Consider the following 7,229-nt stretch of genomic DNA (forward strand, 5'->3'; position numbering starts at 1 on the left):
TAGCCATGAGAATCGGGAAATTCCAAGGGATAATTTGTCCGACTACCCCAAGTGGCTCTTGGAAGTGATAAGCAACGGTGTTTTCATCGATTTGAGATAGACTTCCTTCTTCAGCACGTATTACGCCTGCAAAATACCGGAAATGGTCGATCGCTAGAGGAATATCAGCATTCAATGTCTCACGCACAGCTTTCCCATTTTCCCATGTCTCGGTTACTGCAAGCATTTCAAGATTTTCTTCCATTCGATCGGCAATTTTATTTAAGATGTTGGCACGTTCTGCAGGAGATGTTTTACCCCAGCTGTCTTTTGCGGCATGAGCAGCATCAAGTGCCAATTCAATATCTTCAGCAGACGATCTAGCTACTTCACAAAAAACGTTACCTGTTACAGGTGTGATATTTTCAAAGTAGTTGCCGCCTACAGGAGCTGTCCACTCACCATTTATATAATTTTCATAGCGATCCTTAAAGTTAATTAGTGCTCCGTCTGTGTTTGGATTTTTATAAACCATGTAAATTCCTCCTAAAAGTAGATTGATAGAGAATGGCCCATGAGAACAGGACCTAAATAACAGATAATGAAAGCGATTACAAAAACAACTATCTAAATAAAGTTAAACAAACACATGCTAATATAGACGTAATAGAACTGTCTAGAAAGGAATTACCCATGTGAGAATTCAATTGTATATAAGTAAAACAGGATACTGCTCAAGAAGAGAGACAGAAAGATTATTAGTTGCTGGTCGTCTAACAGTTAATGGCAAAGTTGCTACGAAAGATTCCTTTGTTGAACCATCCGATTGTACCTTATTAGATGGTCAACCTATTCCGATGAAAGAGCGTAATATTTACCTTTTGTTAAATAAACCAACGGGCATTATATGTACGGCCCAACGGCAAGTGAAAAATAACTTAATCGATTACATGAACTACCCAGAACGTATTTTTGCAGTGGGTAGGCTGGATAAAGAGTCTCAAGGTCTGCTGTTATTAACGAATGATGGAGATATTGTTAATAAGCTAATGCGTGTTGAAAATGGCCATGAGAAAGAATACGTTGTAACAGTTGATCGCGCCTTTCCAGATTCCTTTATGGAGAGTATGGCATCTGGAGTTGAGATATTAGACCAGGTGACCAAACCATGTAAGGTGACTAGAGTCGACGATCAAACATTCAAAATCGTTTTAACCCAAGGTCTTAATCGTCAAATTAGGAGAATGACAAAAGCATTTGGATACTATGTGACAAGTCTTGAAAGAGTTCGAATTATGAATCTTACTTTAAGTGGATTGCCATATGGACAATGGCGTGAATTAACTGGCGAAGAAAGAAACGTCCTGATGGAGAGTCTAAGGTGAATGGGCATAGAAGTTGTTCGTACCACCTCCTAGAACTAGTGTACTAAATAAACTAGAACTTGTCGATTGTTATTTTATTTTTCTGAAAATTATCTTTAATAGGATTTAGATTTCCTTTACAAGATTGATAGAGTCATGTATATTAGAAAGCAAGTTTATAATGAAGCTGATGAGTTCAATTGAGAGGCAGCTTTTTGCGRGAAGTGATCATTTAAGATCGTTCCTCGCAAAAAGCTGTCTCTTTTTTTGTCCTTGTTGGTAAACGCTTCCATGAAAGGGGTAAGGTCCATGAGTGTCTATTTAGCGGAATTAATTGGTACCATGATWTTAATAATTTTTGGAGGAGGAGTTGTAGCAGGTGTCGTTTTAAAGAAATCAAAAGCAGAGAACTCTGGATGGATTGTCATTACATTTGGCTGGGGGTTTGCAGTAGCTTTTGCGGTTTACGCGGTAGGTGGCATTAGTGGAGCCCACCTTAATCCTGCTGTTACACTTGGTTTAGCATCAGTAGGGGAGTTTTCATGGAGCTTAGTTCCAGGCTATATTCTCTYTCAGGTGATTGGAGCCTTTATAGGTGCAGTTATTGTCTTCATTCACTACTTGCCTCATTGGAAGGAAACACAAGATCAAGGAGCTAAATTGGCTGTATTCTCTACAGATCCAGCGATCGCTCACACACCTTCCAATTTACTTAGTGAAGCCATAGGAACAGCTGTTTTATTATTTGGGTTACTGGCTATAGGTGCAAACCAATTCACAGAAGGACTTAATCCATTAATTGTTGGGTTCTTAATTGTTGCTATTGGACTTTCATTAGGAGGAACGACTGGTTATGCGATTAATCCAGCTCGTGATTTGGGCCCGCGACTTGCACACTTTCTTCTACCGATTGCAGGAAAAGGAACGTCGAACTGGAAGTATGCATGGGTACCCATTGTTGGGCCAGCAATGGGTGGCGTGCTAGGTGCACAATTCTATCATATTATGTTTAATGGCGGATCAATCATTCCGCTCTTTGTCTTAATGGCTATCCTATTGATCATAAGTGCAGCTTCAAAAATGATGCCGGCTACATCAAAGGTAACCACACATTATCAAAATAATTAAAGTGAAATTTCATAAACAAAAAGAGGAGAGATTAAAATGAAAAAAACATATATTCTATCACTTGATCAGGGAACAACAAGCTCGCGTGCTATTTTATTTGATGATAAAGGAGAGATTGTTCATTCTGCTCAAAAAGAATTTACCCAATATTTCCCGAAGCCTGGTTGGGTAGAACATGATGCAAATGAAATATGGGGGTCTGTTTTATCTGTTATTGCTAGTGTCTTATCAGAGTCAGATATAAAACCTAGTCAAATTGCTGCGATTGGTATTACGAATCAACGTGAAACGACTGTGGTTTGGGATAAGCATACRGGTAAGCCAATCCACAAAGCAGTCGTATGGCAGTCTCGTCAAACAGCAGATATATGTACTGAGTTAAAGGAAAATGGTTATAATGACTTATTCCGAACTAAAACAGGCTTACTCATTGATGCTTATTTCTCAGGGACAAAGGTGAAATGGTTACTGGATCACGTAGAAGGAGCACGTGAGCGAGCTGAAGCGGGAGATTTATTATTCGGGACGATTGATACATGGCTCATTTGGAAATTAAGTGGTGGAGCAGCTCATGTTACGGATTATACAAATGCTTCTAGAACATTGATGTATAACATTTATGATTTAAAGTGGGATGATGAATTACTTGAAATCTTAGATATTCCAAAATCCATGTTACCTGAGGTTCGTTCTTCTTCTGAAGTGTATGCAGAAACGAAAGGGTACCATTTCTTTGGTGAACAAGTACCGATTGCTGGTGCTGCTGGTGATCAACAAGCTGCTTTATTTGGGCAAGCATGCYTTGAAAAAGGAATGGCAAAAAATACGTATGGTACAGGCTGTTTCATGTTAATGAATACTGGTGAAAAAGCAGTCAAATCAGAGAGTGGCCTATTAACAACGATTGCTTGGGGAATTGATGGAAAAGTAGAATATGCCCTTGAAGGAAGTATTTTTGTTGCTGGTTCAGCGATTCAATGGCTACGAGATGGAATGCGTATGGTCAATCAAGCAGCTGATACTGAAGACTATGCGGCTAAAGTCGATTCTACAGAGGGTGTGTACATGGTGCCGGCATTTGTTGGACTTGGAACTCCTTATTGGGATAGTGAAGCCCGTGGAGCGGTATTTGGTTTAACAAGAGGTACAACAAAAGAGCACTTTATTCGTGCGACTCTTGAATCGCTAGCTTATCAGACAAAGGATGTCTTGCAAGCGATGGAGGCTGATTCTGAGATTCGACTAAGAAAACTGCGCACAGATGGTGGAGCTGTTAAGAATAATTTCTTAATGCAGTTCCAAAGTGATATTTTAAACGTTCCTGTTGAGCGTCCTGTTGTAAATGAAACGACTGCTCTTGGCGCAGCTTACCTTGCGGGGCTTGCTGTAGGTTTTTGGGGAGATAAACAAGAGATTGCAACAAATTGGAGAATGGATCGTTCTTTTGAAGTGCAGATGGATGAGGCGACACGCACGCCATTATATGAGGGTTGGAAGCAGGCTGTTAAGTCAACGATGGGTTTTAAACCAAACTCTAAGTCTTAATTACCCACTAGCAATCGTTTACGGTCACAAAGAGACTTGCTATACTTGCAAGTAGGTTAATAAATAGTCTATGTGGAGAGGGCTACAACTTTTGATTGATAAATCTAGTTGTGCTCTCTTTTTTTTTCTGAGGATATTCGTGCTACAATTATCAATCATGTCATAGTGAGRGTGAGTAAGATGGATTTTAATGGTCAAAAGGTTTTACCTGCTATTAAGAGGATGAAGGATTTTGAGAAGGTGCTTTCAAATAATGATGAATATATGGTGATGCTAGATCTTCATATCGCTCAACTTGGAGCTGTTATGAGTCATGTACGGAAGGCTGGAAAGAAAGTGATTCTTCATGCGGACATGATCCAAGGTTTACGAAATGATAAATATTCAACAGAATTTCTATGTCAACAAATCAAGCCCGCTGGTCTCATCTCAACACGGGGAGATGTGCTCAGAACAGCGAAGAAAAATAATGTAATGGCCATTCAACGTTTATTTCTCTTAGATACGATCGCGCTAGAAACAAGCTATAAATTAGTCGAACAAATTGAGCCAGATTTTATTGAAGTATTACCTGGAGTCATCCCTCAATATATTGAGAAGGTTCGCAAAGATACGAAGACGGAAGTGATTACTGGAGGCTTAATTGAGACAAAAGAAGATGTCTTGCGAGCATTTGAAGCAGGAGCTCGGGCGATCACAACATCTAGAGAAGACTTATGGAAATTCAACTCGATGAACTAACTAAGGCTGCAAGTTTTAACTTGCAGCCTTCTTTTCAGATTGGTGGCTTATTGATTTTTCTTTATTTCCTACTAAAATGCCTGCTAAGATAATTATTACTCCCACCCATTGAATAAAAGTGACTGCTTCACCAAGAATGATAAAGGACATGAATACAGCTACTGGGAGTTCGGCAGAGGTTAAGATCGTCCCCAGGCCTGATCCGATATGGGGCATGCCAATTGAAAATAATAAAGGTGGCAAGGCAACTCCAAATAACCCTAACATAAACCCAAAAAACAAAATATCAGCTGATAAAGTTGCGTGAAGCAAAGTTGATGGTGGAAATACAAACAGTATCAAGATTAAACTACCTGTTGCAAATAACGTACTCCGTTGAATAGGCGGAAGAGATACGCCAACCGTTCCGCTTAAATAAACAAATAAAGAAAACGTAATCGAAGAAAGAAACCCCCAGAAAGCGCCATTCCATGTAAAAGATGTACCTCCATGTGTAAACATTCCTGTTGCGAGTAACGACCCAAACAATAAAATAGCGATGGATAGTAGCTTTAGTCTGCTTGGTCGTTTTCCCTCTAGTACCCATTCAAGTAATGAACCAACCCAAACAAATTGGAAAAGAAAGATAATAGCAAGAGATGCGTCTAATGTTTGTAGTGCCTGATAATAAAATAAGCCTGTAAGGGCCATGGGAACACCGGCTATGAACATCAACGTTATTTTTTTGAAAGGTAGTTTGGTTTTAGGGGAAAAGAGGAAAATAATCCAAAGGAATACGATACCAAATATAAATTGACTCAATGTCACAACACTAAGGGTATAACCAGCACTATAAGCAAGCTTTACAAAGGTAGATAAAATACCAAGACAACAACCACCGATAAAAACAAGTAGGGGGTAGATCCATAATTTCATCGAGGAAAGCTCCTTCCTTATTATAATGAGTAGCCTAACAAACAAAAAACCACACAGCTACAACAAGTAGCTGTGTGGCGAAAATAAGAGAAAAACCTCTTAGAAAAATCCACTCCTATAGGTATAGGTTTTGATTTGGATATATGATACTTATTATTTTAGAAGGGGGGATAAGGAACTGTCAAGGGTATGTAAAAATTATTTGATTTTTCAGAAAAATAATGTTTTTCCTTTATGTTGTTATAATAAATAAATATTGAAAAGTTGAGGTGAGCAGATTGACTGAAAGCATTTTGAATGGATTAAATTGGGTCGTTGACGGTGGGAATAATCTACTGTGGACGTATGTGTTAATCGCTTTATTGCTAGGATTGGGCGTCTACTTCACGATTCGTACGAATTTTGTACAAGTACGATTATTTGGAGAAATGTTCCGTGTTATCGGTGAGAAAAAGGATGGAGATAAAGGAATATCTGCATTCCAAGCTTTCACCATCAGTACAGCTTCCCGTGTTGGAACAGGGAACTTGGCAGGGGTTGCTATTGCGATCGCTCTTGGAGGTCCAGGGGCTGTATTTTGGATGTGGGTGATAGCTCTCATCGGTATGGCAACAGCATTTATTGAAAGTACTTTAGCTCAAGTATATAAAGTGCGTGATGGTGATCAGTTCCGTGGTGGACCTGCCTATTATATGGAGAAGGCTTTAAATAAGCGAGGTTTAGGCATTGCTTTTGCTATTTTAATTACACTTTGTTTTGGATTAATCTTTAACGCGGTTCAAGCAAATACCATCACATTAGCTTTTGAGAACGCATTTAATGTTGATCGTCTTATCATTGGAGTTATTGTAGCCGCTATTGCGGGGGTAGTTATCTTTGGTGGCGTTAAGCGAATTGCAAGCGTTACACAGATTGTCGTACCTGTGATGGCCATTATCTATTTAGTTATTGCTTTCTTTATTGTGTTAACGAACTTCACGCAAATTCCAGCTGTGTTTAGTTTAATCGTCTCTAATGCTTTTGGGTTAAATGAAGTCATTGGTGGTGGAATTGGGGCTGCGATTATGCAAGGTGTACGTCGTGGATTATTCTCGAATGAAGCTGGTATGGGTAGTGTCCCGAATGCTGCAGCGACTGCCAATGTAAGTCACCCAGCAAAACAGGGGTTAGTACAATCATTAGGTGTATTCGTCGATACAATGATTATCTGTTCTGCCACTGCTTTTATGATTCTTTTAACAGATGTTTACCAAACTGGTGAATCCAACGGGATTGTGTTAACTCAAAATGCATTAAGCCAACATATTGGTTCATGGGCACCAAGTTTTGTAGCCATTGCTATCTTACTATTTGCCTTTAGCTCGATCATTGGCAACTATTATTATGGTGAAACAAATATTGAATTTATTCGTGAAAGCTCTTCATGGAAAATGGTGTACCGAGTAGCAGTGTTATTAATGGTGTTATTTGGTTCAGTTGCTGAAATTATTTTAGTATGGAATATGGCTGATTTATTTATGGGCTTAATGGCTGTATTAAACTTAGTGGTAATCTTCC

7 protein-coding genes are annotated in these 7,229 nt (G+C 39.1%); 5 read left to right on the forward strand and 2 right to left on the reverse strand.

Annotation, left to right across the window (positions count from 1 at the left end; genetic code table 11):
- A partial coding sequence (locus AB685_RS24510; protein WP_047973204.1) for an aldehyde dehydrogenase family protein occupies positions 1-514 on the reverse strand: 514 nt, incomplete at its 3' end.
- Positions 515-674: 160 nt separating this feature from the next.
- Between AB685_RS24510 and AB685_RS24515 the strand changes: the two genes are divergently transcribed.
- The 4 genes from AB685_RS24515 to AB685_RS24530 all read left to right on the forward strand — a co-directional run bounded on the left by AB685_RS24515 (position 675) and on the right by AB685_RS24530 (position 4,757).
- The gene (locus AB685_RS24515) at positions 675-1,364 is read left to right on the forward strand and encodes a pseudouridine synthase (protein ID WP_047973205.1); all 690 of its coding nucleotides are present in this window, start codon (positions 675-677) and stop codon (positions 1,362-1,364) included.
- Between the two features lie 288 nt (positions 1,365-1,652).
- Entirely contained in the window at positions 1,653-2,471 is an 819-nt protein-coding gene (locus tag AB685_RS24520; protein ID WP_047973206.1) for an MIP/aquaporin family protein, read from the forward strand.
- Between the two features lie 36 nt (positions 2,472-2,507).
- Positions 2,508-4,016 (forward strand): glycerol kinase GlpK, encoded by a 1,509-nt coding sequence (glpK, locus tag AB685_RS24525; RefSeq protein ID WP_047973207.1) that lies wholly within the window; start codon positions 2,508-2,510, stop codon positions 4,014-4,016.
- A 180-nt stretch (positions 4,017-4,196) separates the two neighbouring features.
- Entirely contained in the window at positions 4,197-4,757 is a 561-nt protein-coding gene (locus tag AB685_RS24530) for a glycerol-3-phosphate responsive antiterminator (RefSeq protein WP_047973209.1), read from the forward strand.
- Positions 4,758-4,772: 15 nt separating this feature from the next.
- Here the strand turns inward: AB685_RS24530 and AB685_RS24535 are convergent, their stop codons facing one another.
- Complete coding sequence (locus AB685_RS24535) at positions 4,773-5,672, reverse strand: DMT family transporter (RefSeq protein WP_047973208.1); 900 nt, start codon at positions 5,670-5,672, stop codon at positions 4,773-4,775.
- Between the two features lie 278 nt (positions 5,673-5,950).
- On the opposite strand from AB685_RS24535, the gene AB685_RS24540 reads away from it, so the two are divergent.
- A partial coding sequence (locus AB685_RS24540; protein ID WP_053073948.1) for an alanine/glycine:cation symporter family protein occupies positions 5,951-7,229 on the forward strand: 1,279 nt, incomplete at its 3' end.

This window comes from Bacillus sp. LL01 (assembly GCF_001037965.1).

Bases quoted from the DNA above. Each gene is read 5' to 3' on its own strand.
- AB685_RS24530 (WP_047973209.1), top strand. From the start codon at position 4,197: ATGGATTTTAATGGTCAAAAGGTTTTACCTGCTATTAAGAGGATGAAG.
- AB685_RS24535 (WP_047973208.1), bottom strand. From the start codon at position 5,672: ATGAAATTATGGATCTACCCCCTACTTGTTTTTATCGGTGGTTGTTGT.